Origin of the sequence: Quadrisphaera sp. DSM 44207, from assembly GCF_900101335.1 — a bacterium.
Taxonomy (GTDB): Bacteria; Actinomycetota; Actinomycetes; order Actinomycetales; family Quadrisphaeraceae; genus DSM-44207.
The window spans coordinates 504,050-529,544 of record NZ_FNKA01000003.1 but is presented as its reverse complement, the minus strand read 5'-3'; the positions used below and the strand labels follow the sequence as shown (position 1 = coordinate 529,544).

Annotated in this window: 26 protein-coding genes; 4 read left to right on the top strand and 22 right to left on the bottom strand. The window is 77.1% G+C overall.

Annotation, left to right across the window (positions count from 1 at the left end; translation table 11 throughout):
- Window positions 1-105: 105 nt before the first annotated feature.
- The 22 genes from BLS82_RS12845 to BLS82_RS12740 all read right to left on the bottom strand — a co-directional run bounded on the left by BLS82_RS12845 (window position 106) and on the right by BLS82_RS12740 (window position 20,810).
- Window positions 106-915, bottom strand: a complete 810-nt coding sequence (locus tag BLS82_RS12845) for a F0F1 ATP synthase subunit delta (RefSeq protein WP_092866502.1) — start codon at window positions 913-915, stop codon at window positions 106-108.
- The gene (locus BLS82_RS12840) at window positions 915-1,601 is read right to left on the bottom strand and encodes a F0F1 ATP synthase subunit B (RefSeq protein WP_092866499.1); all 687 of its coding nucleotides are present in this window, start codon (window positions 1,599-1,601) and stop codon (window positions 915-917) included. The genes BLS82_RS12845 and BLS82_RS12840 overlap by 1 nt, the downstream gene beginning before the upstream one ends.
- Before the next feature lie 22 nt (window positions 1,602-1,623).
- The gene (gene atpE, locus BLS82_RS12835) at window positions 1,624-1,830 is read right to left on the bottom strand and encodes an ATP synthase F0 subunit C (protein WP_092866496.1); all 207 of its coding nucleotides are present in this window, start codon (window positions 1,828-1,830) and stop codon (window positions 1,624-1,626) included.
- Between the two features lie 110 nt (window positions 1,831-1,940).
- On the bottom strand, window positions 1,941-2,729 hold the full coding sequence (gene atpB / locus BLS82_RS12830; RefSeq protein ID WP_218123886.1) for a F0F1 ATP synthase subunit A: 789 nt from the start codon (window positions 2,727-2,729) through the stop codon (window positions 1,941-1,943).
- 132 nt (window positions 2,730-2,861) lie between these two features.
- Window positions 2,862-3,143: an AtpZ/AtpI family protein gene (locus BLS82_RS12825; RefSeq protein ID WP_143028857.1), complete on the bottom strand. Its 282-nt coding sequence runs from the start codon at window positions 3,141-3,143 to the stop codon at window positions 2,862-2,864.
- Window positions 3,140-3,601 (bottom strand): hypothetical protein, encoded by a 462-nt coding sequence (locus BLS82_RS12820; RefSeq protein WP_143028856.1) that lies wholly within the window; start codon window positions 3,599-3,601, stop codon window positions 3,140-3,142. Before BLS82_RS12820 ends, BLS82_RS12825 begins: the two co-directional genes overlap by 4 nt.
- 147 nt (window positions 3,602-3,748) lie before the next feature.
- Window positions 3,749-4,873, bottom strand: a complete 1,125-nt coding sequence (locus BLS82_RS12815) for a glycosyltransferase family 4 protein (protein ID WP_092866488.1) — start codon at window positions 4,871-4,873, stop codon at window positions 3,749-3,751.
- On the bottom strand, window positions 4,870-5,574 hold the full coding sequence (locus BLS82_RS12810; RefSeq protein ID WP_092866485.1) for an L-threonylcarbamoyladenylate synthase: 705 nt from the start codon (window positions 5,572-5,574) through the stop codon (window positions 4,870-4,872). The genes BLS82_RS12815 and BLS82_RS12810 overlap by 4 nt, the downstream gene beginning before the upstream one ends.
- Before the next feature lie 13 nt (window positions 5,575-5,587).
- A complete protein-coding gene (gene prmC, locus BLS82_RS12805) occupies window positions 5,588-6,457 on the bottom strand; it encodes a peptide chain release factor N(5)-glutamine methyltransferase (RefSeq protein ID WP_092866482.1) in 870 nt (289 codons plus the stop codon).
- On the bottom strand, window positions 6,450-7,532 hold the full coding sequence (gene prfA, locus BLS82_RS12800; protein WP_092867024.1) for a peptide chain release factor 1: 1,083 nt from the start codon (window positions 7,530-7,532) through the stop codon (window positions 6,450-6,452). Before prfA ends, prmC begins: the two co-directional genes overlap by 8 nt.
- 244 nt (window positions 7,533-7,776) lie before the next feature.
- Entirely contained in the window at window positions 7,777-7,992 is a 216-nt protein-coding gene (rpmE, locus tag BLS82_RS12795; RefSeq protein ID WP_092866479.1) for a 50S ribosomal protein L31, read from the bottom strand.
- 185 nt (window positions 7,993-8,177) lie between these two features.
- Window positions 8,178-10,295, bottom strand: a complete 2,118-nt coding sequence (gene rho / locus BLS82_RS12790) for a transcription termination factor Rho (protein WP_092866476.1) — start codon at window positions 10,293-10,295, stop codon at window positions 8,178-8,180.
- A 215-nt stretch (window positions 10,296-10,510) separates the two neighbouring features.
- A complete protein-coding gene (gene thrB, locus BLS82_RS12785) occupies window positions 10,511-11,506 on the bottom strand; it encodes a homoserine kinase (protein ID WP_218123885.1) in 996 nt (331 codons plus the stop codon).
- Between the two features lie 10 nt (window positions 11,507-11,516).
- Window positions 11,517-12,587, bottom strand: a complete 1,071-nt coding sequence (gene thrC, locus BLS82_RS12780) for a threonine synthase (RefSeq protein ID WP_092866473.1) — start codon at window positions 12,585-12,587, stop codon at window positions 11,517-11,519.
- Between the two features lies 1 nt (window position 12,588).
- Window positions 12,589-13,905 carry a homoserine dehydrogenase gene (locus BLS82_RS12775; protein WP_255378319.1) on the bottom strand — a complete coding sequence of 439 codons (1,317 nt, stop codon included), beginning with the start codon at window positions 13,903-13,905 and terminating at the stop codon, window positions 12,589-12,591.
- 232 nt (window positions 13,906-14,137) lie between these two features.
- Complete coding sequence (locus tag BLS82_RS12770) at window positions 14,138-14,371, bottom strand: SRPBCC family protein (protein WP_092866467.1); 234 nt, start codon at window positions 14,369-14,371, stop codon at window positions 14,138-14,140.
- A gap of 236 nt (window positions 14,372-14,607) precedes the next feature.
- Window positions 14,608-16,395 carry a DEAD/DEAH box helicase gene (locus BLS82_RS12765; RefSeq protein ID WP_092867020.1) on the bottom strand — a complete coding sequence of 596 codons (1,788 nt, stop codon included), beginning with the start codon at window positions 16,393-16,395 and terminating at the stop codon, window positions 14,608-14,610.
- A gap of 86 nt (window positions 16,396-16,481) precedes the next feature.
- Complete coding sequence (locus BLS82_RS12760) at window positions 16,482-17,975, bottom strand: MFS transporter (RefSeq protein ID WP_092866464.1); 1,494 nt, start codon at window positions 17,973-17,975, stop codon at window positions 16,482-16,484.
- Entirely contained in the window at window positions 17,972-18,322 is a 351-nt protein-coding gene (locus BLS82_RS12755; RefSeq protein ID WP_092866461.1) for a DUF3039 domain-containing protein, read from the bottom strand. Before BLS82_RS12755 ends, BLS82_RS12760 begins: the two co-directional genes overlap by 4 nt.
- Window positions 18,323-18,376: 54 nt before the next feature.
- Complete coding sequence (locus BLS82_RS12750; RefSeq protein WP_092867018.1) at window positions 18,377-18,925, bottom strand: YqgE/AlgH family protein; 549 nt, start codon at window positions 18,923-18,925, stop codon at window positions 18,377-18,379.
- Window positions 18,922-19,335, bottom strand: a complete 414-nt coding sequence (locus tag BLS82_RS12745) for a VanZ family protein (protein ID WP_092866458.1) — start codon at window positions 19,333-19,335, stop codon at window positions 18,922-18,924. Before BLS82_RS12745 ends, BLS82_RS12750 begins: the two co-directional genes overlap by 4 nt.
- A gap of 38 nt (window positions 19,336-19,373) precedes the next feature.
- Complete coding sequence (locus BLS82_RS12740; RefSeq protein WP_092866456.1) at window positions 19,374-20,810, bottom strand: GGDEF domain-containing protein; 1,437 nt, start codon at window positions 20,808-20,810, stop codon at window positions 19,374-19,376.
- 151 nt (window positions 20,811-20,961) lie between these two features.
- Here BLS82_RS12740 and BLS82_RS12735 point away from each other — a divergent pair, with 151 nt between their 5' ends.
- From BLS82_RS12735 to BLS82_RS12720, 4 genes are all read left to right on the top strand, one after another.
- On the top strand, window positions 20,962-21,555 hold the full coding sequence (locus tag BLS82_RS12735; RefSeq protein WP_092866453.1) for an isochorismatase family protein: 594 nt from the start codon (window positions 20,962-20,964) through the stop codon (window positions 21,553-21,555).
- 144 nt (window positions 21,556-21,699) lie between these two features.
- A complete protein-coding gene (locus BLS82_RS12730; RefSeq protein ID WP_092866450.1) occupies window positions 21,700-22,347 on the top strand; it encodes a DUF4349 domain-containing protein in 648 nt (215 codons plus the stop codon).
- 99 nt (window positions 22,348-22,446) lie between these two features.
- Entirely contained in the window at window positions 22,447-24,240 is a 1,794-nt protein-coding gene (locus BLS82_RS12725) for a bifunctional metallophosphatase/5'-nucleotidase (RefSeq protein ID WP_255378316.1), read from the top strand.
- A 225-nt stretch (window positions 24,241-24,465) separates the two neighbouring features.
- Window positions 24,466-25,434: a Gfo/Idh/MocA family protein gene (locus tag BLS82_RS12720; protein ID WP_092866445.1), complete on the top strand. Its 969-nt coding sequence runs from the start codon at window positions 24,466-24,468 to the stop codon at window positions 25,432-25,434.
- Window positions 25,435-25,495 lie beyond the last annotated feature (61 nt).

The window sequence follows — 25,495 nt, the reverse complement described above, 5'->3', positions numbered from 1 at the left end:
GGTGCTGGCGCTGCTCGGGTGGTGCTGGTGGTGCTGTGCCCGTGGTGCTGTGCCGGTGGTGCTGTGCCGGTGGTGCTGTGCCGCCGGTGGCCGGTGGCCGGTGGTTCAGCCGGCGAGCCGCCGGCGGGCCTCCGCGAGCCGGCTGACGACCGTGGCGTCGAGGACCTCGTCGCCGACCTGCACGCGCACGCCGCCGAGGACCTCGGGATCGACGTCCACCTCTACCAGCACCCCGCGGCCGTAGACCCTTCCCAGCGCGGCGGCCAGGCGCTGCTGCTGTGACGGGGTCAACGGCGAGGCGGCCGTGACGACCGCCACGAGCCGCTGGCGGCGCCGCGCGGCCAGCTCCAGGACGTCCTGCAGCGCGGCCTCGAGGCGGCGCCCGCGCGGGGCCACCACGGCCTGGCGCACCAGCGCGCGCGTCTGCTCCAGCGCCCGCCCGGCCAGCAGCCGGTCGACGAGGGCGCCGCGCCGCTCGGGCGCCGCCGTGCGGTCGCCCAGGGCGCGGGCGAGCGCGTCGTCCGCCGCCACCAGGCGGGAGAAGCGGAAGACCTCCTCCTCCAGCGTCTCGAGGGCGCCCTGCTGCTCCGCCGACGCCAGCAGCGCGACGGTGCCCAGGCGCTCGAGCGCGTCGACGAGGTCGCGCGGCTCGGACCAGCGCTGGCGCACGACGCCCGCGACGACGTCCGCGGTGCTCTCCTGGACCTGGCCCCGCAGCAGCCGGGTGACCAGCGCCGCGCGGTCGGCCTCCTCCCGCGCCGGGTCCGTCACCGCTCGCCGCAGGCCGGCCGAGGAGTCCAGCAGCCGGACGACGGCGAACAGCTCCTCCCCCAGCCGGCCGGCGTCGACCGACGGCAGGAGCGCCTCGAGCCGGTCGTCCGCCGCGGCCAGGGAGTCGCGGGACTGCCCGCGCATCAGGTGCCCCGGACCTTGCGGGTGATCGCCGAGAGGAGGCCGCCGCTCGGCTCCTCGCCGGCGCGCGAGGGCCGCGAGCCCACGCGGGGCTCCGAGGTCGAGCCGTCGGACGGCGCGGCGGAGGAGGTGTCGACCTCCTCGAGCTCCGCGATGAACCGGTCGACCACCCGGGAGCGACGGGCGTCGTCGGCCAGCGACTCCCCGACGATGCGGGAGGCCAGGTCGGTGGCGAGCACGCCCATCTCGGCGCGCAGCTGCGCCACGGCCTGCTGGCGCTCGGCCTCGACCTGGCGCTGCGCGGACTCCGTGATCCGGGCGGCCTCCGCCGAGGCGCGCTCGCGCATCTCGGCGACGATCACCGCGCCCTCGGTGCGGGCCTCCTCGCGGATGCGCGCCGCCTCGGCGCGGGCCTCGGCCAGCTGCGCGCGGTACTCCTCGAGGGTGCGCTCGGCCTCGGCCTGCGTGGCCTGGGCCTCCTCCATGCCGCCCTCGATGGCCTGGCGGCGCTGGGCGTACACCGCCTCCAGGCGCGGGACGGCGTAGCGCCAGGCGAGGAAGAGGATGATCGCGAAGCAGATGCCGCCGACGACCAGCTCGCCGAGGTGCGGCAGGATCGGCAGCTCTGCCGTCGGCTCGGTGTGGCTCTCGGCCTCGGCTGCGGCGAGGACGACGGACGCTGCGCTCACGGTGCGCTCCTGACTCGGGCTGTCAGCGGAAGACGAACGCGAGGGCGATGCCGAAGATCGCGAGCGCCTCGGCGAGGGCGAAGCCCAGGATGGCGATGCCCTGCAGCACGCCGCGGGCCTCGGGCTGGCGAGCGACGCCGTTGATGTACGCGGCGAAGATCAGGCCGATGCCGATGCCCGGGCCGATGGCCGACAGGCCGTAGCCCAGGATCGCGATGTTGCCTTCCATGTCCCTCTGTTTCCTCTCGGTCGTGGCGCCGTCCGGCGCCGCGGCTGGGGGTGGTGCTGCCCCGGGTGGTGCTGTCCGGGGTCGTGCTGGTCTGCGGGCGCCCCGGGCGCTCAGTGCTCCTCGGCGTACGAGTCGGCGATGTAGAAGGCGGCGAGCAGCGTGAAGATGTAGGCCTGCAGGAACTCGATCAGCAGCTCGAAGACCGTCAGGACGAAGGCCATCAGGAAGGTCGGGATCGAGACGAGCTTCAGGCCGAGGCCGCCGTGCGTGAGCATGTACTCCCCGCCGAGCGCGAAGAGCAGCAGCAGGATGTGGCCGGCGAACATGTTGCCGAACAGTCGCAGGGCGAGGGTCACGGGCCGGGTGACGAAGTACGTGATCAGCTCGAGGAGGAAGATCAGCGGCACGACCGCCGCGGGCAGCCCGTGCGGCACGAGGCCCCGCAGGTAGCCGCCGACGCCCTTGCGGCGAATGCCGATCCCCAGGTAGACGACGTAGACGAAGAGGGTCAGCGCGATCGGGAAGCCGATGCGCGACATCGTCGGGTACTGCAGCGGCGGGATGATCCCGAACAGGTTGTTGACGAGGATCAGCGTGAAGAGGCTGAACAGCAGCGGCAGGTGCGGCCGGAAGTGCGCCGCACCGATCATGTCCCGCGCGATGGAGTTGCGGACGATCCCGTAGACGCCCTCCAGGGCCGCCTGACCCTTGCCCGGCACCACGGCCAGGCGGCGGGTGCCGAGCACCATGACCGCACCGACGATGAGCGTCGCCAGCGCCATGAGGACCATCGGGCGGGTCAGCGCGAAGGCGCCCTCCCCGACCAGGGGCTGCCAGAACTCCTCCGCGGTGGGAGCTTCGAAGCCCTCGCTCGCGGCGGTCGGAACCCTCAGGCTCACAGCAGGTCCTCCGATGGACGGCGGTCGGTCGGTCGGTGGTGCTCTCGGCGGCGACCCCGACGCGGCGGCGGTGGCACCGGGCCGGCCACCGCGCCGGCGACGACGCCGACCTCGGTGCCGGTCACGCGCTGCTCACTGCCGCCGCGAGCGGTCGACACCGTAGCGGAACCACACGCTGGTCATCGCAGCGGCCGTCCCCAGCACCAGCCCGACCGGGGTCGGCCACGGCTGCTCCAGCCACCGCCCCAGCAGCCACCCGCCGCCGCCGAAGAGCAGCACGCCGGTCAGCAGGAGGGACATCACGTGCCAGGCACCCGCCTCGGGCAGCCCGCCCGCGCTCCACAGCCGCTCGCGCTCGGCGCGCACGGCCGCCTCGCGGGCCCGTCGGCCGAGGGGTGGTGGAGGGTCGGTCATCGGGCGGTCATGCTAGCCGCGCCGGGGTTCGCGCCCCGCGCGGGCCCGCTCTCGTCGAAGACGAGCGTGCGCACGCGCGTGAAGGCCCGAAGCTCCCCCGCGAGCCAGACGAGGGCCGTGGCGACCGCCGTCAGCCCGAAGGCGTCGCCCGACAGCCAGCTCGCACCCCCGACGAGGAGGAGCAGCAGCCCGAGCAGCCCGACCTTGGTGGTGTACGTGAGCAGCGCCACGGCCATCACGGTGATCGGCGGGGCCGTGCGGGCGACCCGGGAGAGCACGAGGAGGCCCGAGGAGAAGCTGGCGACGACGACCGCGCTGGCGAGGAGGCTGCCGGCGGCGCCGCGCGCGCCGCCCGTAGCGACCGCCACGGCCAGCGCCAGGACGGCGACCACGAGGGTCGGCACGAGGCCGCCGCGGAGCATCGCGCGGTAGGGGTCCTGCGGCTGCGCAGGTCGCACCAGGGGCCTCCGACCGGTGGGGAGCTTCGACGCGGGCATCGTATCGGCCGCGGCGGACCCCCTCCGCGGCCGCGACGTCGTCCAGCGGCGCTCGTCCAGCGGCGCTCGTCAGCGGCGCTCGTCAGCGGCGCTCGTCAGCGGCGCTGGTCAGCGGCGCGGCACGTGCAGCGCGCCGGAGCGGCGGGCGGCGCTCAGGCGCCCGGGGCCGGTCGTCAGCAGCGCCGTCACCGCGAGCGCGGAGCCCCACACCGGCAGCGCGACCGCCAGCGGCACGAACGCCAGCGACACCGCCCCGAACGCGACCACCGCCGTCCACAGGTAGAGGATCCACACCGCCCGCCGGTGCGTGTGGCCGAGGTCGAGCAGCCGGTGGTGCAGGTGCAGGCGGTCGGCGGAGAACGGCGACTGGCCGGCGAGCATGCGGCGCACCACCGCCAGCAGCAGGTCGGTCAGGGGCAGCATCAGCACCGCCACCGGCAGCAGCACCGGCAGGAACGCCGGCACGAGGTCGGCGCGCGAGACCACCGCCGGGTCCACCTGCCCGGTCACCGCGATGGCCGAGGAGGCCAGCAGCAGGCCGATGAGCATCGACCCGGAGTCGCCCATGAAGATGCGCGCCGGGTGGGCGTTGTGCGGCAGGAAGCCCAGGCACACCCCGACCAGCACCGCGACGGTCAGGGACGCGAGGTTGGAGTAGTCGTCGGGGCTGGCGTCGCGCGTGAGCAGGTAGGTGTAGACGAAGAACGCCGCCCCGCCGATGCCGGTCACGCCCGCGGCGAGGCCGTCGAGGCCGTCGACGAAGTTCACCGCGTTGACGGCGACCACCACGGCGAGCACCGTGAGCACGAGGAAGAAGGTGCTCGACCCGACGGTGACCCCACCCACGGGCAGGCTGACCAGCTGCACGCCCTGCCAGGCGAGCAGGCCGGCGGCGAGCACCTGGCCCGCGAGCTTGGTGAGGGCGTCCAGGCCCCACACGTCGTCCGCGACGCCGAGGAGGCTGACGATGGCCGCCGCGCCGAGCACCGCCCACGGCCCGTTGTCGGAGGTGAACAGGTCGCGCAGGAACGGCATGCGGCTGGCGACGACGAAGGCGACGGCGACGCCCGCGAGCATCGCGAGCCCGCCCAGGCGCGGGGTCGGCACGCTGTGCACGTCGCGGTCGCGCACGGGCGTCATCGCCCGGCTGCGCTCGGCGAAGCGGCGGGCCAGCGGCGTCGCCAGGTAGGTGGTGCCGGCCGCGAGCAGCATGAGGAACAGATAGGCCCTCACCCGGGCTGGTCCTCCCGCCCGGCCGCCTCGGAGGAGGGGCCGTCGTGGGCCAGGTCGGGGGCGAGGTCGGGCGCCACCCGCGCCAGCTCCGCGACGTCCAGGGCCCCGACGCGCAGCACCGCCAGCCGGGGGCCGGTGGCGTCGACGATGGTGGACGGCGGGGCGTCCGGGCGCGGCGGCGCGCCGTCGTCGAGGTAGACGGCCACGGACTCCCCCAGCTGCTCCTGCGCCGCCGCCGCCGTCGCCGCCGGAGGGCGGCCCGTGCGGTTGGCGCTGCTGACGGCGAGCGGGCCGGTCTGCGCGAGCAGCTCGCGGGCGAGGTCGTGGTCGGGCACCCGCACGGCCACGGTGCCGCCGGTGTCCCCGAGGTCCCACGCCAGCGACGGCTGAGCGCGGCAGACCAGCGTCAGGGCGCCGGGCCAGAACCGCTCCGCCAGGGCCCGCGCCTGGGCCGGGACGTCGAGCGCCAGGCCGTCGAGGGTGCGCCCGTCGGGGACGAGCACGGGCGGCGGCATGGAGCGGCCGCGCCCCTTGGCGGCGAGCAGGCCCGCCACCGCGCCGGCGGAGAACGCGTCGGCGGCCACGCCGGGGACGGTGTCCGTGGGCAGCACGACGAGCTCCCCGCGCGCCAGGGCGTCGCGGGCGTGGCGCAGGCCCGCCGCGCGCTGCGCCGGGTCGCTGCAGTCGTAGCGGCTGCTCACACGGGCCAGTGTGTCACCGCGGTGCCGGGCTGCCGGTGCGCTGCGCGACGACGCACCGGGGGCGCCCCGCGAGGTCGGCGTGCCCGACCGCCCCCACCCACGACGGCGCGCCCAGCAGGGCCAGCAGCGCCTCCTGCTGCACCTCCGCGTGCTCGACCGCGACCACGCCGCCCGGGCGCAGCAGGCGCGCGGCGGTGGCCACGACCGCGCGGGGGACGTCGAGGCCGTCCGGCCCGCCCCCGTACAGCGCGCGGGCGGGGTCGTGCTCGCGCACCTCGACCTCGCGGGGCACCGCGCCGGGGGGCACGTAGGGCGGGTTGCTGACGACGACGTCGACGGCGCCGTCGAGCTCGGGCAGGGCGCTCGCGGCGTCCGCGAGGTGCAGCCGCACGCCGCTGCCGGCGAGGTTGCGCAGCGCCCAGGCGTGCGCCGCGGGGTCGAGCTCGACGGCGTGCACGCGCGCCCCGGACACCTCGGTGGCGACGGCGAGGGCGATGGCGCCGGAGCCGGTGCACAGGTCGACGACGAGCGGGGACGCGCCCGACGCCGCCACCCGCTGCGCCGCCTGGACGGCCAGCCCGGCGGTGACCTCGGTCTCCGGGCGCGGGACGAAGACGCCGGGGCCGACGGCGAGCTCGACCGTGCGGAACGCGGCGCGGCCGGTCAGGTGCTGCAGGGGCGTGCGCGCCGCCCGGCGCGCGACGAGCTCCTCGTAGCCGTGAGGGGCGGGCGCCCCGCGCAGCGCGAGCGCGAGCACCTGCCCGCGGGAGGTGGCGAGCAGGTGCGCGGCGAGGGCCTCGGCGTCCGCGCGGGGCGAGGGGACGCCGGCCGCCGCCAGGCGCGCGGTCGCCGTCCGCAGTGCCGTCGCGAGGTCGTCAGCCACCGGCGGCGGCCAGGCGGGCCGCGGCGTCGGCGTCCAGGCACGAGCGCACGACCGGGTCGAGGTCGCCGGCGAGCACCTGGTCGAGGTTGTGCGCCTTGTAGCCGGTGCGGTGGTCGCTGATCCGGTTCTCCGGGTAGTTGTAGGTGCGGATGCGCTCGGAGCGGTCGACCGTGCGCACCTGCGAGCGGCGCGCGGCGGACGCCGAGGCGTCGGCGGCCTCCTGGGCCTGCGCGTGCAGGCGGGCGCGCAGGATCCGCATCGCCTGCTCGCGGTTCTGCAGCTGGGACTTCTCGTTCTGGCAGGAGACGACCGTGCCGGTGGGCAGGTGCGTGATCCGCACCGCGGAGTCGGTGGTGTTCACCGACTGCCCGCCCGGCCCCGAGGAGCGGTAGACGTCGACGCGCAGGTCGTTCGGGTCGATCGCGACCTCGACCTCCTCGGCCTCGGGCAGGACCAGCACGCCGACGGCCGAGGTGTGGATGCGGCCTGCGGACTCCGTCACCGGCACCCGCTGCACGCGGTGGACGCCGCCCTCGAACTTCAGCCGCGCCCACGGGCCCTCGGCCTCGCCGCCGACCCCGCGGGCCTTGACCGCGACGGCGACGTCCTTGTAGCCGCCGAGGTCGGAGTCGGTGGCCGAGAGGACCTCGGTGCGCCAGCCGAGGCGCTCGGCGTAGCGCAGGTACATGCGCAGCAGGTCCCCGGCGAACAGGGCGGACTCCTCGCCGCCCTCCCCCGCCTTGACCTCGAGGATGACGTCGCGCTCGTCGTCCGGGTCGCGCGGCACGAGCACGCGGCGCAGCTGCTCCTCGGCCTCGGCGGCGGCCCGCTCCAGCGCGGGCAGCTCGGCGGCGAAGGCGGCGTCCTCCGCGGCCAGCTGCCGCCCGGCCTCGGCGTCGCCGGCGGCCTGGCGCCACGCGGCGTGCGCGGCGGCGACGCGGCCCAGCTCCGCGTAGCGGCGGGCGAGGGTGCGGGCGCGGGCGGGGTCGACGTGCACGCCGGGGTCGGCCAGCTGCCCCTCCAGCTCGGCGTGTTCGGCCAGCAGCGCCGCGACGGGCGCCGGCACCTCGCTCATCTCCTCCACGTCCCTCCGGTGATCATGCACTTCGGACCCGCTCCCTGGCGTGATCATGCAGTTCCAGCCCGCTCCTCCCGCGTGATCATGCAGTTCCGGTCATGGCGCGGTCCTGGGATGCATGATCACGACGAGGGACGGGCAGCGACGGGGGGACGGAGCAGCGACGAGGTCGGTGCTGCAGGGCCCGGACGCACGGACGCCGGCCCGCCCCGGGTGGGGCGGGCCGGCGTCCGGAGCGTTCTCAGCCCTTGGCGCGGTTGCCGTACCGCTGCTGGAAGCGGGCCACGCGGCCGCCGGTGTCCAGGATCTTCTGCTTGCCCGTGTAGAACGGGTGGCAGGCGCTGCACACGTCGGCGCGGATCTCGCTCTTCGGCGAGGCGCTGCGGGTGGTGAAGGTGTTCCCGCAGGTGCACACCACGGTGGTCTCGTGGTAGTCGGGGTGGATGTCGCTCTTCATGGGTGGCTCCTCCGTCGGCGGCCGCCGGGTCGTGCGCGGGCGCGCACGTGAGCCGGGACCTGGGGATCAGTCTGCCAGAGGCGCTGCTCGCGCCGCCGTCCGGTCAACGCGCGGCGGGCGCCGCGGATTCCTGCCGGATCCCGCAGCGCCCGCCGCCGTCGTGCCGGTGCTGGTGCCGGTGCTGCTCAGTCCTCGTGGCCGAGACCGGGGGACGTCTTCTGCACCTGCATGAGGAACTCGGTGTTGCTGCGGGTCTCGCGCAGCTTGGACAGCAGCAGCTCGAGCGCCTGCTGGGAGTCGAGCGCGGTGAGCACCCGGCGCAGCTTCCACATCACCTGCAGCTCCTCGCGGCCGAGGAGGATCTCCTCGCGGCGGGTGCCGGACGGGTTCACGTCGACGGCGGGGAAGACCCGCTTGTCGGCGAGCTTGCGGTCCAGCCGCAGCTCCATGTTCCCGGTGCCCTTGAACTCCTCGAAGATGACCTCGTCCATCTTCGAGCCGGTCTCCACCAGCGCGGAGGCCAGGATCGTCAGCGAGCCGCCGTGCTCGATGTTGCGGGCGGCGCCGAAGAAGCGCTTCGGCGGGTACAGCGCCGCGGCGTCCACGCCGCCGGAGAGGATCCGGCCGCTCGCGGGGGCCGCGAGGTTGTAGGCGCGGCCCAGGCGGGTGATCGAGTCGAGGAGCACGACGACGTCGTGGCCCAGCTCGACCAGGCGCTTGGCCCGCTCGATGGCGAGCTCGGCGACCGCGGTGTGGTCCGAGGCGGGACGGTCGAAGGTCGAGGCGATGACCTCGCCCCGCACCGACCGCTGCATGTCGGTGACCTCCTCCGGCCGCTCGTCCACGAGCACGACCATGAGGTGGACCTCGGGGTTGTTCACGCTGATCGCGTTGGCGATCGCCTGCATCATCAGCGTCTTGCCCGCCTTGGGCGGGGAGACGATCAGGCCGCGCTGACCCTTGCCGATGGGCGCGACCAGGTCGACGATCCGCGTGGAGAGGATGTTCGGCTGCGTCTCCAGGCGCAGGCGCTCCTGCGGGTACAGCGGCGTGAGCTTGCTGAACTCCGGGCGCTTGCGGGCCTCGTCCGGCGACGCCCCGTTGACGGTGTCGAGGCGCACGAGCGCGTTGAACTTCTGCCGCTGCCCCTGCTGCTCGCCCTCGCGCGGCTGGCGGACGGCGCCCGTGACGGCGTCACCCGCCCGCAGGCCGGCCTTCTTGACCTGGCCGAGCGGCACGTACACGTCGTTCGGGCCGGACAGGTAGCCGGAGGTGCGGATGAACGCGTAGCTGTCGAGGACGTCCAGGATGCCGGCGACCGGCAGCAGCACGTCGTCGTCGCTGAGCTCGACGGCCTCCTCGACCACGGGCCCGCCCTCGCGCCCGCGGCGCTTGGTGCGGTCGCGGTCGCGGTAGCGCCCGCGGCGGCCGCGCCGGCCGCGGCCGTCCTCGTCGTCGTCGAAGCCGTCGCCGCCGTCGGTGCGGGCCTCGGGACGGGTGTCGGCGCGCGCGTCGGGACGGGTGTCGGGACGGGCCTCGGTGCGCTCGCGGCGCGAGAGGCGGTCCTCGCGGGCGGGCCGGCCGTCGGCGCTGGTCTCGGTGCGCGCCTCGGGGCGCGCCTCGGTGCCGTCACCGGCCTCGACGCGGGAACGGGCACCCCGCTCGGCGCGCTCGGCGCGGTCGGTGCGGCTGCGCTCGGCGCGGGAGGTGCGCTCCCCGCGGTCGGCGGCGCGCTCGCGCTCGGCGAGCACGCGGTCGAGCTCCGCGCGCACCTCGTCGGCGCGCTCGCGGGCGTCGCGCTCGCCCTCGCGGGCGGCACGGCGCTCGTCGCGCCCGTCGTCACGGCGCTCCTCGCGGGCCGCGGGCTCGGCGGCGGGGCGCCGCTCCTGCGCGGCGCCGTCCGCACCGTTGGCGCCGTTGGCACCGTTCATGCCGGTGGTGGCGTCCGGAGCGGTCGGGGCGGTCTGGGCAGCCGGGGCGGTCTGGGCAGCCGGGGCGGTGGACGGCGCGGGGGCGGCGTCCGCGGGCGGGACGACCTGCTCGGCGGCGCTCGCGCGCCGCGGCCGGCGCACGGCGGGGGCGGCGGTGCCCTCACCGGCCGGCGCGCCGCTGCCCTGTGCGGCGCGGATGACGTCCAGGAGCTCGCTCTTGCGCATCCGCGCGGTGCCCGGGACGCCCAGCTCGACCGCGAGGGCCTGCAGCTGCGGCAGGCGCAGGGCGGTCAGACCGGCCCGGCGGGCGCCGGCCGGCTCGGTCGCGCGCTCGGCCTCGGCCGGGACGGCGATCTCGGTGGTGTCTGTCACGAAGGTCCTTCTCCCTCGTCAGCGCCCCGGTCCGAACGGGAGGGCGCGGGTGTCCAGCCGACCGGCTGGTGGTGTGTCGCGCGCTCGGGCTCAGAGGCCTCGGGCGGGTCGCGGCGGGGTGATCACCCTGGGCGGCGCGGCGGTGCGGGACCGGAGGCGCGCGACCTGTACGGGCACTGCAACAGTACCACTGGCCACGCTGTTCCCACCGGTGGTCACCCGTCCGCCGCGCCGGGCCCTCCAGCCAGCTCCTCGACGACGGCGCCCGTGCGCGCGATGCCGGGACGCAGCACCCGCCAGCCGCCGGTGGCCGCCGCCAGCCGCGCCGCGGCGCCCGCGCAGGCGTCGTCCGGGCACAGGACGAGCACCGAGGGGCCCGCGCCGGAGACGACGGCGGCGTGGCCGGCCGCGCGCAGCGCCATCAGCAGCGCCCAGCTGCCGGGCATGGCGGCGGCGCGCTGCTGCTGGTGCAGGCGGTCCTCGGTGGCGGGCAGCAGCAGGTCGGGGCGCCGCGTGACCGCCTCGACGAGCAGGGCGGCGCGCCCGGCGGTGTGCGCGGCGTCCGCGTGCGGCACCTGCAGCGGCAGCATCGCGCGCGCCCGCGCGGTGGACAGCTCGTCGCCGGGCACGCACAGCAGCACGCCGAGGTGCGGGGAGGGCTCGACGCGCACCGCCCGCCACCGGCCGCCGTGCGCCGTCGCCGAGGGCGGCGCCTCGTGCCAGCCCAGGGTCAGGCCGCCCAGCAGGGACGCCGCGGCGTTGTCCGGGTGGCCCTCGAGCGCCGAGGCGACGTCGAGCAGGACGTCGTCCGCGAGCGGCACCTCGAGCAGCGCACCGGCCGCGGCGACCCCGGCGACGACGGCCGCCGCCGAGGACCCGACGCCGCGCCCGTGCGGGACGCCGTTGCGGCACACCACCTCCAGCCCGGGCTGGTCGGCGCCGGCCGAGCGCAGGGCGGCACGCAGGGCGCGCACGACGAGGTGGTCCTCGCCGACGCCGACGCGCCCTGCGCCGCTGCCCTCGACGGCCACGCGCACGCCGCGCTCGGCGGGGACGGCGGTGACGGCCACCTCGTCGTGGACGCCGAGGGCGAGCCCGAGCGCGTCGTAGCCGGGCCCGAGGTTCGCGCTGGAGCCGGGCACCCGCACGCGCACGCGGCGCCCGAGGACGACGCGGCCCGCCCGCGCGGCCGGGGCGCTGCGCTCGCTCACCAGGGGCCGCTCACTCCAGGCCGAGGGCGGCGGCCGCGGAGACGGCGTCCACGCCGACGCGCACCGGCAGCACCTCCCCGCCGTCGGCGCCGCGCAGCGCCCACTGCGGGTCCTTCAGCCCGTGCCCGGTCACCGTGACGACGACCCGCTGGCCCGGCTCGAGCGCCCCGGCGGCGTGCCGCTGCAGCAGCCCGGCCGCGCCGGCCGCGGAGGCGGGCTCGACGAAGACGCCGTCGTGCGCCGAGAGCAGCCGGTGCGCGGCGAGGATCTCCTCGTCGGTGACGGCGGCGATCGTGCCGCCGGACTCCTCGCGCGCGGCGAGCGCCTGCTGCCACGAGGCGGGGTTGCCGATGCGGATGGCGGTGGCGACGGTGTCGGGCTGGTCGACCGGGTGGCCGAGCACGATCGGCGCGGCGCCGGCGGCCTGGAAGCCCCACATCCGCGGGCGCCGGGTCGCCGGACCGTCGGCCTCGTACTCGGTGTAGCCCTTCCAGTACGCCGTGATGTTTCCGGCGTTGCCCACGGGCAGGCAGTGGACGTCGGGGGCGTCGCCGAGCGCGTCGACGACCTCGAACGCCGCCGTCTTCTGCCCCTGGATGCGGGCGGGGTTGACGGAGTTGACGAGCTCGACGGGGTACGCCTCGGCGATCTTGCGGGCCGTGGTGAGGCACTCGTCGAAGTTCCCGTCGACCTGCAGCAGCGTCGCGCCGTGGGCGACGGCCTGGCTCAGCTTGCCCATGGCGATCTTGCCCTCGGGCACGAGGACGCCGCAGGCCATGCCCGCGGCCGTCGCGTACGCCGCGGCGGAGGCGGAGGTGTTGCCCGTCGACGCGCAGATGACCGCGCGGGCGCCCTGAGCCGCCGCCGCGGTGATCGCCATCGTCATGCCGCGGTCCTTGAAGGAGCCCGTGGGGTTGCAGCCCTCGACCTTCAGCCACACCTCGCAGCCGGTCAGGTCCGACAGGTGCGAGGCCCGCACGAGCGGGGTGCCGCCCTCCCCCAGGGTGACCACGGGCGTCGCCGCGCCGACCGGCAGCCGGTCCCGGTACTCCTCGACCACCCCGCGCCACAGGTGCGCCACGTCAGTCCCCCTCCACGCGCAGCACCGAGGCCACCGCGGCCACGGCGTCGACCTCCGCCACCGCCGCCACGGTCGCCGCGAGCGCGGCGTCCGTGGCCGTGTGCGTGACCACCACCAGGGACGCCGTCCGGCCCGCGCCCCCGCCTCCGTCGCCAGCTCCGCCCCCGGCCTGAGGGCCGGGAAGCGCGCTCTGGCGCACCGTCTCGATGGAGACCCCGTGCTCGGCGAAGACCTGGGCGATGGCGGCCAGCACCCCGGGGCGGTCGGCGACGTCCAGGCGCACCTGGTAGCGCGTGCGCGCCTGCCCCATGGGCCGCACCGGCAGGTCGGCGTGCTCGAGCACGCGGGGCCCGAGGCCGGAGTCGACCCGGTGGCGGGCGACCGTGACGACGTCCCCGAGGACGGCGCTGGCGGTCGGCACGCCGCCGGCGCCCTGGCCGTAGAACATCAGCCGGCCCGCGGCGGCGGCCTTGACGAAGACGGCGTTGAAGGCGCCGCGCACTCCGGCCAGCGGGTGGTCGCGCGAGAGCAGCGCCGGGTGCACCCGCACCTGGATCCCCTCGCCGTCCGGGCCCTGCACCCGCTCGCAGATCGCCAGCAGCTTGATCACGGAGCCGGCCTCGCGCGCGGCCGCGACGTCCGCGGCGGTGATGCCCGCGATGCCCTCGCGGTGCACGTCCGCGGCCGGGACCGGCGTGTGGAAGGCCAGGGTGGCGAGGATGGCCGCCTTCGCGGCCGCGTCGTAGCCCTCGACGTCCGCGGTGGGGTCGGCCTCGGCGTAGCCCAGCTCCTGCGCGGCGCGCAGGGCGTCGGCCAGCTCGGCGCCGCCGGTGTCCATCTGGTCGAGCACGTAGTTCGTCGTGCCGTTGACGATGCCGAGCACCGCCTCGACGCGGTCGCCGGCCAGCGACTCGCGCAGCGGCCGGATGATCGGGATCGCGCCGGCCACCGCGGCCTCGAAGTACAGGTCCACGCCGCGCTCGGCCGCCGCGGTGTGCAGCTCGCGCCCGTGCTCGGCCAGCAGCGCCTTGTTGGCGGTGACGACGCTCGCGCCGGCGCGCATCGCGTCCAGCAGCAGCGCGCGGGCGGGCTCGAGGCCCCCGACGAGCTCCACGACGACGTCCGCGCGGTGCACGAGCCCGGCGGCGTCGGTGGTCAGCAGCGACGGGTCGACGCCGTCGCGGGGCCGGGAGGCGTCGCGCACGGCGACCCCGACGAGCTTCAGCGGCGCGCCCGCGCGCGCGGCGAGCTCCTGCGCGTTCGCCGTCAGGGCGCGCGCCACCTCGCTGCCGACGACCCCGCAGCCCAGCAGCGCCACCCGTACCCCTGCCACTGGACCGTCCCCGCCCGTCTCTCGCTGGTCGTCTCGCGCTGGTCGTCCCGCGCTGGTCGTCTCGCGCTGGTCGCCGCCGCCCGGAGCGGGCCGCGGCGCGCCATCGTCTCAGGTGCCGCCGGTCGCCGGGGCCACCCCCGTCCCTCCCGCGGTGATCATGCACGTCGCGCCCACTGCTCGTCGTGATCGTGCACTTCGCGGCCGCTCCTCGTGGTGATCATGCACTTCCCGCCCGGCCGAGCCGACGGACGATCTCGGCGTCGTGGTCCGCGAGCAGCTCGGCGAGCGTGCGCCGCACCAGCACGGCGTCCGCGACGTGGCCGAGGAGCCCTGTCGGGCTGCGCCACGACAGCTCGTCGGTCATCCGCGTGCGCGGTCGTCCGTCCGTGTGGGGCGGCAGGGCCTCGAGGTCGTGCTCGTGCTCGAACTCGGCGAACACGCCGGCGACCACCGATGACGCCGTGCCCACTCCGCCACTCACGGGTGACGGCACGACCCGATCACGACTGCGGGTGGTCGCGAAGTGCATGATCACGACGAGCAGTGGTCGGAAAGTGCAAGATCACGACGGAGGCGGGACGCGCACGATCGCGGGGGTCGGAGCAGTCGGAGCAGTCAGAGCGGTCAGAGCAGTCAGAGCAGTCGGAGCAGTCGGAGCAGTCAGAGCAGTCAGAGCAGTCAGAGCAGTCAGAGCAGGGAGAGCAGGTGGTCGCGGCGGCGCTCGAGCAGCTCCTGCGACGCCGAGGCGGACGCCGGGCCCGGCACCGCCGTGCGCAGCGCCACGTGCACGCGCGCGTGCGGCTCCCCCGTGCGGGCGGCCAGCTGCGCGACGAGCCGGTTGACCTCCCGGCGCAGGTCGGCCGCGGCGCGCCAGGAGGCCCGCCCGCCGTCCTCGACCGCGGAGCCGCCGGAGCCGCCCGCGCCCGCGCTGCCCGCGCCCGCGGCGTCGCCGAGCCCGCCGAACAGGTCCTCCTGCACCGCGGACGACGCGCGGCGGCGCAGGTCCTCGTCGCGCCGCGAGAGCAGGGCCGCGGTCTGCTCCGGCGTCAGGAGCCCGGGCAGCCCGAGGAACTCCTCCTCCTCGGCGCTGGCCGCGGGCGCGCGGGCGTCGGAGGCCAGCACCGCCCGGCCGCCGTGCAGCACGTGCGCGAACTGCGCGTCGGCGTCCAGGGCCTCCCACTGCGCGGGGCCCTCCCCGCTGCGCTCGGTGCGCGGGAGCGGGTCCAGGTCCTCCCCCGCCTGCGCGGGCGGGGGGATGACGTGGTTGCGCTCCTGCTCCAGCTCCGCGGCCAGGGCCAGCAGCGGGCGCACGGCGGGCAGGAAGACGGTCGCGGCCTCGTGCGGCCCGCGCGAGCGCACCACGCGCCCGACGGCCTGCGCGAAGAACAGCGGCGTGCGGTAGCTCGTCATCCAGGCCAGCACGGCCGCGCGCGGGACGTCGACGCCCTCGGACACCATGCGCACGCACACGGCGATCCGCTTCGTCGACGCCGTGAACGCCTCGATCCTCGCGCTCGCGCGCGGGTCGTCGGAGAGGATCAGCTCCGGGGCCTCCCCGGTCACCTTCTTCACGATCCGCGCGTAGGCGCGCGCGTCCTCCTGGTCGCTGGCGAGCACCAGCCCGGCGGCGTCCGGCACGCCGTGGGAGCGCAGGTGCGTGATGCGCTCGTCCATCGCGGCGACCACGTGCGGCACCCACTGGCCCCTGGGGTCGAGCACGGTGCGCCAGGCGGTCGCCTCCTGGCCCCGCGTGCTCGGCTCCGACAGGGACGCGGCCACGACCTCCCCGGCGCTGTTGCGCCAGCGGGCGGTGCCCGTGTAGGCGGCGAAGACCACCGGGCGCACGACGCCGTCGCGCAGGGCCTCGCGGTAGCCGTAGGTGTAGTCCGCGGCCGAGACCAGCTCGCCGTCCGCGCCGCCCTCGGCGTAGCGGACGAACGGGATCCGCTCGCCCGGCGTGGTGCGGAACGGCGTCCCGGTCAGGCACAGGCGCCGCGCCGCGCGGGCGAAGGCCTCCTCCACCGCCTCGCCCCACGACAGGCCGTCGCCCGCGTGGTGCACCTCGTCCAGGACCACGAGGGTCCTCGCGGCGGTGGCCCGCGCCGCGTGCAGCATCGGCTTGCCCGCCACCTGCGCGTACGTCGTCACGTAGCCGCGGGTGCCGGGGCGCACCGGCCCCACGGCGTTGGTCAGCGTCGGGTCGAGCACGAGCCCGGCGGCGTCGGCGGCCTCGGCCCACTGCGTGCGCAGGTGGTCGGTCGGGGCCACCACGACGACCCGGTCGACGACGCGGCGCGCGAGCAGCCGCGAGGCGAGGGTGAGGGCGAACGTCGTCTTGCCCGCGCCCGGGGTCGCGGTGACGAGGAAGTCGTCGTGGCGGGCGGACTCGTACAGCTCCAGCGCCTGCGACTGCCACGCCCGCAGCGGGCGCTGGCCGTCGGACGTCGACGGGCCGAGCACGGTGTCGGCGGTCATCGGAGCGCCGGCGCCGACCGGTCCGGTCGGCGGGACGGCGGAGCGGACGGCCGGGCGAGCGGTGCGGCGCAGGGGCGAGGTCGGTGTCACGGCTCGGCCACGGTAGCCGAGGACGGCGCCGCAGGACGGGTGCTCGCGGCCCCCGGGGCCGGGGGCGCAGGGCTGGCGGCCCCCGGCGCGGGTCGGCTCGCGGGCGGGCGGGCGCGGGCCCCGACGACCGAGGCCGCGAGGCCGGCCAGGGCGAGGACGCCGAAGACCACCGCGAAGGTCAGCCCCCCGTCGTCCGGGACGCCGGCGCCCGGTGCGGCCCCCGGCGCGGCGCCCGGTGCGGCGGTGCCCGAGCGCGCGGCGAGCAGCGCCCCGCCCACCGCGATGCCGGCCACCGACCCGAGGGCGTCGGACAGCTGCAGGGCCGAGGAGCTGCGGCCCCGCTCGGCGGGCGGCGACATCGACAGCACGAGCACGCCCGTGCTCGCCATCCCCAGGCCCATGCCGAACCCGGCGACCGTCCACAGCACCGGCACCGCCAGCGCCGGCAGCAGGTGCAGCGACGGCAGCGCGAGCAGGCCCACGACGACCGCGACCACGCCGCCCGCGACCGCCATGAGCCGGGAGCGCGGCACGGTCATCCCCGGCCGGCCCTGCACGGAGGAGCCGGCGGCCCACCCGACCGCACCGCCGGTCAGGGCCAGCCCGGCCACCCCGACGTCCAGGTCGCGCTCGACGACGAGCATGAGCGGCACGTACGCCTCCGCGCCGGCGAAGCAGGCGGTGAACAGCCCCCGCACCGCGATGACGCTGGGCAGGCCGCGCGCGGCGCGCAGGGTGCCGGCGGGCACGAGGCGCGGCAGCGCGAGCGCGACGAGCACCGCCCCGGCCGCGACGGCGGCCACCGGCAGGGCGCGCAGCGGCACCAGGGCGGCGGCACCGGCCTGGGCCAGCGCGGCGCCGCCGGCGAGGACGACGCCGCTGACCAGGCGCGAGCGCCGCTGCGCGGGCGCGTCCTGCCCGCCGGGCGGGGGCCCCAGGGCCGCCAGCCGGCGTCGCAGCACCGCGACGGCCGCGAGCGCCAGCGGCGGCACGAGCAGGAAGACCAGCCGCCAGCTGACGCGGCCCGCGAGCCAGCCGGCCAGGGGCGGGCCGACGAGCGCGGGCAGGACCCAGGCCGAGCTCATCCACGCGAACACGCGCGGGCGCTGCTCGTCGGTGAAGAGCATGCCCACGACGACGTAGAGGGTGACGACGAGCACGCCGCCGCCGAGGCCGGCCACGACGCGACCGGCGAGCAGCACGGCGTAGGACGTCGCCGCGCCGCTGAGCAGCAGCCCGGCCGAGAACAGCCCCAGCCCCGCCAGGACCGGGCCGCGCGGGCCCCGGCGGTCGTTCCACCCGCCGGCCACGACCGTGCCGAGCAGGCTGGTGGTGAGGAACAGCGAGAAGGCGAGGCCGTAGCCGCGCAGCCCGCCGAGGTCGGTGGCGACCACGGGCATGGCCGTCGCGACGGCCAGCGCCTCGAAGGCGACCAGCGAGATGAGGGCGACGACGCCGGCGAGCGCCGCCCGCAGCTCGCCGGGGATCACTCCCCGGCGCCGGAGCCCGAGCCGCCGGAGCCCGAGCCGCCGGAGCCCGGGCCGTCCGCCCGGTCGCGCAGGCCGTCGTAGACCTCCTTGCACACCGGGCAGACCGGGAAGCGGTTCGGGTCGCGGCCGGGCACCCACACCTTGCCGCACAGCGCGACGACGGGCTCCCCCGACAGCGCCGACTCCAGGACCTTCTCCTTGCGCACGTAGTGGGCGAAGCGCTCGTGGTCCCCGGGCTCGACGGGCTGCTCGAGGCGCTGGCGGTCGAGGACCGCCGTCCCGGAGGTGCCGGGCCCCGAGGGCTGGGACGCCGGGCGGGCGGCGGGGTCGGACAGCGGCTCGCTCATGCACCCGAGTCTAGGTCGACCGCGGCGAGGCAGGCCCGCTCCGCGCGGGCCGGCTCAGTTCATCGCCGGGTCGTCGGGGAAGGTGGACACCCAGGCCAGCTCCCCGGGCTGGCGGCGCAAGACGTCGCTCCACAGCCCCTCGGGGTCGTCGGTGAAGGCGTCCCCGGCCTCGCCGTCGACGACGTACCAGGAGCCCTCCTCGATCTCCCCCTCCAGCTGGCCCGCGCTCCACCCGGCGTAGCCGGCGAAGATGCGCAGGCCCGCGAGCACGGGCGTGACGACCTCGGGCGGCGCGTCGAGGTCGACCACGCCCACCGAGCCGACGATGCGCCGCACCCCGAGCGGGTCGGACTCGTCCCCCGGGACGGTGACGAGGCCGAGGGCGGTGTCCAGGGCCACCGGGCCGCCCTGGAACAGGCGCCCGGGCACGGTGACGAAGGGCTGCCACCCGGGCAGGACCGCCTCGACGTCCATGGCCGTCGGCCGGTTGACGACGACGCCGAGCGCGCCGCCCTCGCGGGTGTGGTCGAGCAGCAGGACGACGGCGCGCCGGAAGGCGGGGTGGCGCAGCGCGGGCGTGGCGACGAGCAGCCGGCCGGTCATCGACCAGCCCTCCTCCCCTCCCGCGGCCACGGCTGCATCATCGCGCGCGCGGGCGGGCGCGGCACGGCGAGCAGCGCGCCGAGCGCGACCCCGGCCGCGTCGGCCAGCACGTCGAGCGAGTCGCCGCTGCGGGCCGGCAGCAGCCAGTGCTGCAGCGCCTCGGAGACCAGCGCGTGGCCGAGCAGCACGAGCACCAGGGGGCGCCGAGCCAGCCGCGCCCACCGGCCCGCCCACACCACGAGCGCGAAGACGGCGACGTGGACGACCTTGTCGACGCCGGGCGTCCCGCCCCCGGACGGCGCCCGCGGCGCGTAGAGGACCACCAGGTGCACGAGCACGGCGAGCGCGAGCACCGCCCGCGCCAGCAGGGAGCCCAGCGGAGGCAGGCGGCTCGTGCGGGAGGGGCTCATGCGGGCGAGATCGTGCGGGCGGACCGGGTCAGACCGGGTCAGACCGGTCGCGGCTGGTCGCGGCGGCGGCGCTTGTCCGCGTACATGGCGGCGTCGGCCTCGGCGAAGGCGTCGGCGACCCTCTGCCCCGGGCCGCAGCGGGCGACGCCGATGGACACGCGCAGCGGCAGGCCGGAGGGCAGCAGCGTGCCGTCCACGCCGGAGCGCAGCCGCGCGGCCAGGGCCTCGGTGTCGGTGGCGCGGGGCACGAGGACGGCGAACTCGTCGCCGCCGACGCGGGCGACGACGTCGCTGTCCCCGCGCAGGCAGCCGCGCACCGCGGCGGCGCACGCGCGCAGCAGCGCGTCGCCGGCCGGGTGGCCGTGGGTGTCGTTGACCCACTTGAGGTCGTCGAGGTCGAGCAGGGCCACGGACACGGTCGTGCCGCCGTCCACGAGCTGCTGGGCGCGGGCCAGCTCCTCGTCCCAGCGGTGGCGGCTGCCGACGTCCGTCAGGGCGTCGCGACCCAGCAGCAGGCGCGCGTCGTGCAGCTGCTGCTCGACGCGCTCGCGGGCCAGCGCCACCTGCAGCAGCACGCTCGCGGTGCTGGTCAGCTGGGCGGCGGTGCGCTGGCACAGCTCGGTGAAGCCGCGCGGCGCGGCGGTGGTGTGCACGGCGACCACCCCTCCGCCGCCCGGCACGTCCAGGCCGAGCAGGAGGTGGGAGACCACGCCCTGCGCCGGGGAGAGCGGCGGCGGCAGCGGGTGGGCGGCGCTGTCCTGGCGGACGACGGCGGGCGCGCCGGGCGGCGGGGCAACGCCCGCCGCCGCGGCTGCGACCTGCGGCGCGTCGGCGTGCGCGCGCCACCCGCGCTCGACCACCGCGCACCGGTCGCCGACCCACGCCGCCGCCAGGGCGCAGCCGAGGGCCTCGGCGAGCACGGCGGCGACCCGGTGCAGCGTCTGCGGCAGCGGCTGGTCCAGGCTGGCGGTCAGCTCCTGGACGGCGTGCAGCACGGCGAGCTCGTCGGACAGCCGCCGGGCCGCGGTGTCGTCCTCCGCCGCGTCCACGAGGTCAGCCGACGCGCGGGAGAGCTCCTCGTCGGTGGCGGCCAGGAGCCGCTCGCTGCGCCCGGGGTGGCCCCACACGGCCAGCAGGTCGCCGTCCACGCGCAGCACCGCCGCGGTGCCGGCGAAGTACGGGCCCACGACGCGCGCGGGCGTGGCCGAGAGCAGGCGGACCACGCCGGTCGCTCCGAGCGCGCGGCGCAGCACCGGCTCCGCGCCCTCCCCCGCGGCGCCGCCGCCGCCGAGCCCGCCTGCGCTGCCGACCCCACCCGCGCCGGCCGCGCCGTCCTCGGCGACGGCGACCGTGCCGGCCCAGCCGGCGCCGCGGCCGACGCCGCTGACGTGGGACCACACCCCGCGCCGCAGCCGGCGGAAGAACAGCACGTCGTGCGCGCCGAGGGAGTCCACGACGGCCGCGGCGCTGCTCATCCGGGCCCTCCATCGCTCGTCGGGTGCTCGTCGGGTGCTCCTCGGAGCGCTGGGACGGATTATCGCCCACGGACCGCCCGACGGGGCCCGGGCGCGCGACGAGCGGGCGCCGGCCGCACCGCGGCCGGCCCGGGGTGCGAGGCTGTGCCCCATGCCGCAGCAGTACGCACCCGGCACCGCGCTCGTCGTCGTCGACGTCCAGGTGGACTTCGCCGACCCCGCCGGGGGCCTGTACGTGGCCGGCGGCGAGGACGTCGTCCCGCTCGTCAACGCCGAGGTCGACGCCGCGGTCGCGGCGGGCTCGCCCGTCGTCTTCACGCAGGACTGGCACCCCGAGCACACCCCGCACTTCGCGCAGGACGGCGGGACCTGGCCGGTGCACTGCGTGGCCGGCACCCCGGGGGCGGAGCTGGCGCCGGGGCTGCGGGTGCCGGAGGGCGCCTCGCGGGTGCGCAAGGGCACCGGCACCGAGGACGGCTACTCCGGCTTCTCCGAGGTCGACCTCGCCAGCGGGCGCACGGACGCCACCCGCCTCGGCGCCCTGCTGCAGGAGGCCGGCGTGCGGCGCCTGGTCGTCGTGGGCCTCGCCGGGGACCACTGCGTGCGCGCCACGGCGCTGGACGGCGCGCGGCTGGGCTACGACGTCACCGTGCCGCTGGCGGTCACCCGGTTCGTGGCCCTGCGACCGGAGGACCCGCAGCGGGCGCGGGCGGACATGGCGGCCGCGGGCGTGCACCTGGTGTGAGCACCGCCCGCCGCGGCGGGCCCACCGCGCCGAGCCCGCCGCGGCGGGCGGACACGATCCGGCCACGGGGCCGGTGCGGAGTCGGCCCAGGACGGCGACGCGGCCGGTGGGTCGACGGCGGCGGACGCCGACCCGGCCGCGGCGGTGCTCGCCGCGGCCGAGGACCGGCAGGTCGTCACCACGGCGTCCGCGCGGATCGCCGTGGCCGAGCCCGCGCGGGCCGCCCAGCGGGTCGGCGAGCCCGTGGAGCCCGCCGGCGGCCGCGTCGAGGAGCGCACCGAGCGCGCGGCGTCCCCGGACGGCGGGGCCGGCTCGGCGCAGCTGGTCACCCGGGTGCCGGCGCAGGCCCTGACCGGGGTGCTCGCCCGGCTGGAGGACCTCGGCGACGTCGCGGAGGTCTCGGTCTCCAGCTCGGACGTCACCGCGGACGCCGTCGACCTCGACGCCCGCGTCAGCGCCCTGCAGACCTCGGTCGGGCGCCTGCAGGGGCTGCTCGACGGCGCCCCGACGACCGAGGCCCTGGTGCAGGCGGAGCAGGCGCTCGCGCAGCGCCAGGGCGAGCTGGAGTCGCTGCAGTCCCAGCGGGCGCTGCTCGCCTCCCGCGTCGAGCTGTTCGCGCTCACCGCGTCCCTGGAGCCGGCGGGGGTGGCGCCCGCCGGCGGCCCCGGCGGCTTCCTCGACGGCCTGGGCACCGGCTGGCGGGCGCTGGTGGCCGCCTCCGGCGCGGCGCTCGTGGTGCTCGGCGTCCTGCTGCCGTGGGCGGCCGCCGGGGCGCCCTCGGCACCGGCCTGAACCGGGCACCGCACGTTCCCGGAACTGTCACCGTGCGCGCACACAATGGGACGTAGGGTGCGGATCATCCGCACCCGGGCACCCGTTCGTGGAGGACCCATGAGGCACCGCTCCCTGGCCGCCGCCCTCGCGGCGTCGCTCTCGCTCGGCGCGCTCGCTCTCGACACCGCCCCCGCCGTCGCCGAGAGCGCCGCGACCGCCGGGCCCACCAAGGCCGCCAAGGCCGCCAAGGCCACCAAGGCCACCAAGGCCACCAAGGCCACCAAGCCCTCCGGCGCCCCGTCGGTGCAGGTGCAGCTGCTGGGCTTCAACGACTTCCACGGGGCGCTGGAGCCCCCGACCGGCTCGGGCGCTCGAGTGAGCGTCGACGGCGCGACCCTCGACGCCGGGGGCCTGGCCTTCTTCGCCACCCACCTGCGCCAGCAGGAGGCGGAGAACCACAACACCCTGACGATCAGCAACGGCGACCTCGTCGGCGGCAGCCCGTTCCTCGCCGCGCTCTTCCGCGACGAGCCGACGGTCGAGGCGATGGACGCGCTCGGCCTCGACCTCGCGACCGTGGGCAACCACGAGTTCGACGAGGGCGTCGACGAGCTGCGGCGCCTCGTGCGGGGCGGGCAGTGCCACCCGGTCGACGGGTGCCTCGACGGCGACGGCTACGACGGGTCGGACGCCACGTGGCTGGCGGCGAACGTCGTCGACCGCACCACGGGGAAGCCGATCTTCCGGCCCTACGCGGTGGAGAGGGTCGGCGGCGTGCGCGTGGGCGTCATCGGCGTCGTCCTGGAGGGGACGCCGAGCATCGTCTCCGCCGCCGGCATCGAGGACGTGCAGTTCCTCGACGAGGCCGAGACCGTCAACCGGTACGTCGAGCAGCTGCGCCGCCGGGGCGTGGAGACCGTCGTCGTCTCCCTGCACGAGGGCGGCGCCACCACCGGCTCCGTGCAGGCGTGCGACGCGCCCACCGGGCCCGCGTTCGACGTCGTGCGCGCGCTCGACGACGAGGTCGACGTCGTGATGACCGGGCACACCCACACCGGCTTCGTCTGCGAGGGCGGTCAGCTCGTCGACGGCAAGCTCGTCACCCAGGCCCTCTCCAACGGCCGGCTCATCACCGACGTCGACCTGACCGTCGACCGCCGCAGCGGCGACGTCGTCGCCAAGGAGGCCGAGAACGTCGTCGTCACCCGCGACGTGGCCCCGGACCCGGCGGCGCAGGCGCTGATCGCCCGCTACCAGGAGATCGCCGCGCCCATCGCGAACGAGCCGGTCGGGGCCGTGACCGCCGACGTCGTGCGCGCCCAGGAGGAGCTGCTGCCCGCCTCCGGCGCGAGCACGGCGCTGCTGGGGGAGTCCCCGCTGGGGAACCTCGTCGCCGACGCGCAGCTGGCGGCCACGGACGACGAGGCGGGTGCCGTCGCGGCGTTCATGAACCCCGGCGGCGTGCGCGCCGACCTGACCCACGCCCCCTCGCCCGCGGGCGAGGGGGCCGGCGTCGTCACCTACGGCGAGGCCTTCACCGTCCAGCCGTTCAACAACCTGCTCACCACGCTCGACCTGACCGGTGCCCAGCTGTACGCGCTGCTGGACCAGCAGTTCGCCGTCGGGCGGGTGCTGCAGCCCTCCAGCTCGGTGGCCTACACCGTCGACGCCTCCGAGCGCAGGGTGGTGCCGGGCTCGCTGACCATCGGCGGCACGGCCGTCGACCCGGCGGCGACGTACCGGATCACGGTGAACAGCTTCCTCGCCGGCGGCGGGGATGGCTTCACGGTGCTCACCCAGGGCACGAACCCGGTCAACCAGCCCGGCTTCGACGTCGACGCCCTCGTCTCCTCCCTGGCGGGCGAGCCGATCGCCCCGCCGGCGACGGACCGCATCACCGTCGTCCCCTGACGCCCGTCCGTCCCGGGGGGCGGGGGCCGGAGGAGCGGTTCCCGCCCCCCGGGACGGACGGCACGAGGGGCGTCGGCTCCGGCTCCGGCGCGGCGGTCCCGCGCCGGGAGTTCCGCCGCGGGTCCAGGTGAGCCCGGGCGCGGTCCGCAGGCACGGCACCCGCGCGCGGGCCGCGCACCCCGCCCGGGAGGATGGCGACCCCACCACCGACGGGGAGGCAGGCGCATGGACGCACCGCTGCGCTGGGGCGTGATCGGCACGGGCGGCATCGCGGGCGACTTCACCGCGGACCTCGCCCTCACGGGCTCCGGCACCGTCGTCGCCGTCGGCTCGCGCACGCGCGAGCGGGCGCACGCCTTCGCCGACCGCTTCGGGGTCCCGCGCCGCCACGGCAGCTACGCCGCGCTGGTGGAGGACCCGGAGGTCGACGTCGTCTACGTCGCCACCCCGCACCCGATGCACCACGAGGACGCCCTGCTCGCCCTGCGGGCCGGCAAGCCCGTCCTGGTGGAGAAGGCGTTCACGATGGACGCCGCGCAGGCGCGCGACCTGGTGGGCGTCGCGCGCGCGCAGGGCCTGTTCCTCATGGAGGCCATGTGGACGCGGTTCCTGCCGCACACCGCCCGGCTGCGGCAGCTGCTGGCGGACGGCGCCCTGGGCGAGCTGGTGGTCGTCACCGCCGACCACGGCCAGTGGTTCCCGCGCGACCCGGCGCACCGCCTCTTCGACCCCGCGCTCGGCGGCGGGGCGCTGCTGGACCTGGGCGTCTACCCGGTCTCCTTCGCCTCGATGGTGCTGGGGGCCCCGAGCGGCGTCACGGCGCTCGTCACGCCCGCGTTCACGGGCGTGGACGGGCGCACGTCGATCCTGCTGGACCACCCCGGCGGGGCCCACGCGGTGCTGCACTGCACCTCCGCGGCGAGGACGCCGACGCGCGCGGCCGTGGTCGGCACCGACGCCCGCGTCGAGGTCGAGGGCGACTTCTACGCGCCCACGGTGATCACGCTCGTCCCCCGCGAGGGGGAGCCGGAGCGCTTCGACGGGCGGGTGGAGGGCCGCGGGCTGCGGTTCGAGGCCGACGAGGTGGCGCGCTGCCTGCGCGAGGGCCTGCTCGAGAGCCCGCTCATGCCGCTCGACGAGACGGTCTCGGTCATGGAGACGATGGACGCCGTCCTCGCGCAGGCGCGCGGCTGAGCACCGCGGCCCGCCGCCGCGCTGCGGCGTCCGGCGTGGCGCGGCGGTGCTCGCGGGCGCA

What these genes read in the sequence shown, in the direction of transcription:
- BLS82_RS12765 (WP_092867020.1), bottom strand. Translation starts at nt 16,395, where the DNA reads ATGACCGCCGACACCGTGCTCGGCCCGTCGACGTCCGACGGCCAGCGC.
- rpmE (WP_092866479.1), bottom strand. Translation starts at nt 7,992, where the DNA reads ATGAAGAGCGACATCCACCCCGACTACCACGAGACCACCGTGGTGTGC.
- BLS82_RS12845 (WP_092866502.1), bottom strand. Translation starts at nt 915, where the DNA reads ATGCGCGGGCAGTCCCGCGACTCCCTGGCCGCGGCGGACGACCGGCTC.
- BLS82_RS12755 (WP_092866461.1), bottom strand. Translation starts at nt 18,322, where the DNA reads ATGAGCGAGCCGCTGTCCGACCCCGCCGCCCGCCCGGCGTCCCAGCCC.
- BLS82_RS12825 (WP_143028857.1), bottom strand. Translation starts at nt 3,143, where the DNA reads ATGACCGACCCTCCACCACCCCTCGGCCGACGGGCCCGCGAGGCGGCC.
- BLS82_RS12735 (WP_092866453.1), top strand. Translation starts at nt 20,962, where the DNA reads ATGCCGCAGCAGTACGCACCCGGCACCGCGCTCGTCGTCGTCGACGTC.
- BLS82_RS12725 (WP_255378316.1), top strand. Translation starts at nt 22,447, where the DNA reads ATGAGGCACCGCTCCCTGGCCGCCGCCCTCGCGGCGTCGCTCTCGCTC.
- BLS82_RS12750 (WP_092867018.1), bottom strand. Translation starts at nt 18,925, where the DNA reads ATGACCGGCCGGCTGCTCGTCGCCACGCCCGCGCTGCGCCACCCCGCC.
- BLS82_RS12745 (WP_092866458.1), bottom strand. Translation starts at nt 19,335, where the DNA reads ATGAGCCCCTCCCGCACGAGCCGCCTGCCTCCGCTGGGCTCCCTGCTG.
- BLS82_RS12740 (WP_092866456.1), bottom strand. Translation starts at nt 20,810, where the DNA reads ATGAGCAGCGCCGCGGCCGTCGTGGACTCCCTCGGCGCGCACGACGTG.
- BLS82_RS12720 (WP_092866445.1), top strand. Translation starts at nt 24,466, where the DNA reads ATGGACGCACCGCTGCGCTGGGGCGTGATCGGCACGGGCGGCATCGCG.
- prfA (WP_092867024.1), bottom strand. Translation starts at nt 7,532, where the DNA reads ATGAGCGAGGTGCCGGCGCCCGTCGCGGCGCTGCTGGCCGAACACGCC.
- atpE (WP_092866496.1), bottom strand. Translation starts at nt 1,830, where the DNA reads ATGGAAGGCAACATCGCGATCCTGGGCTACGGCCTGTCGGCCATCGGC.